This is a genomic window from Mesorhizobium sp. WSM4830, from assembly GCF_055811495.1.
Genome location: NZ_JBVVQI010000096.1, coordinates 1 through 878 on the forward strand (window position 1 = coordinate 1; position 878 = coordinate 878).

The window sequence follows — 878 nt, forward strand, 5'->3', positions numbered from 1 at the left end:
TCGTTCGGCAGCCCCGGATCGTAGACTCCGTCCAGATCGATCACCCGTGCATCGACTTCGCCGCACAACTCGAGCAGCCGATGCCAGTCCGGTCCGTTGCGAGACAGGCGGGACGCCTCCAGGCAAAGCACAGCGCCCACATGACCGGTGCACAGATCGTCGACCAGGCGCTCGAAACCGGGACGTTCCACAGCTCCACTTGCGGTGCGTCCCAAGTCCTCGTCGATCACCTCAACCTTGCGGAATCCCCAGCGCCGCGCGACGTCGACCAGCTCATATTGCCGACGCTGGCTCTCAAGATTGAGCTGCACTTGCGCCTGCGTGGACTGACGTACATAGACGACGGCCTTGCGCTTGAGGATGGTGGCCGGAATCAGATTACTGCTCGTCATCGCGGCTCTCCTCCGTCACGATGCCGGCGGCGGCCATCAGCACATTGGCGAGCCGGGCGATCACGATCGTTCGTTGCGCTGCGCTCAGCCCGACTAGCTTGTGCGAGTCGAGCGGCATGCTGAGCTGGCGAACGATCACGAGAGATCGTGTCGGTGGCGGCAAGGTTCTCATTTTGAGTCTCCCCGATGATGAAACCATCCGGAGAGCCTCGCCGGAAACGGCGCTGGATCAAGAGCTTGTTCAGTTCAAGCAGTGCAGCAAGCGACGCGCGCGGGGATCCCAGATCCATTGCTGCGCACGCCACGGGATCTATCATCCAGGCCGGAGCGGTAATGACATGCCCAGGCACGATGACGAGATGAATGATCCGACCGTTGGCGCGTTCTTCGCTGTTCTCGCAGCGAAGCCGGCGTCCGAAATACGGATGCCAGCGATAATGGACTTCGACCTCCTGCCCAACATGGGCAGAATGACCCCGAGATTGC

At 61.6% G+C, this 878-nt stretch carries 2 protein-coding genes; both read right to left on the minus strand.

Features of this window, described 5'->3' with window-relative positions:
- On the minus strand, positions 1-392 hold a 392-nt coding region (locus AC0L2Y_RS34500), incomplete at its 3' end, for a recombinase family protein (protein WP_473562327.1).
- Positions 379-564 (minus strand): hypothetical protein, encoded by a 186-nt coding sequence (locus AC0L2Y_RS34505; protein WP_147377831.1) that lies wholly within the window; start codon positions 562-564, stop codon positions 379-381. The genes AC0L2Y_RS34500 and AC0L2Y_RS34505, both read right to left, overlap by 14 nt.
- Positions 565-878 lie beyond the last annotated feature (314 nt).

What these genes read in the sequence shown, in the direction of transcription:
- AC0L2Y_RS34505 (WP_147377831.1), bottom strand. Translation starts at nt 564, where the DNA reads ATGAGAACCTTGCCGCCACCGACACGATCTCTCGTGATCGTTCGCCAG.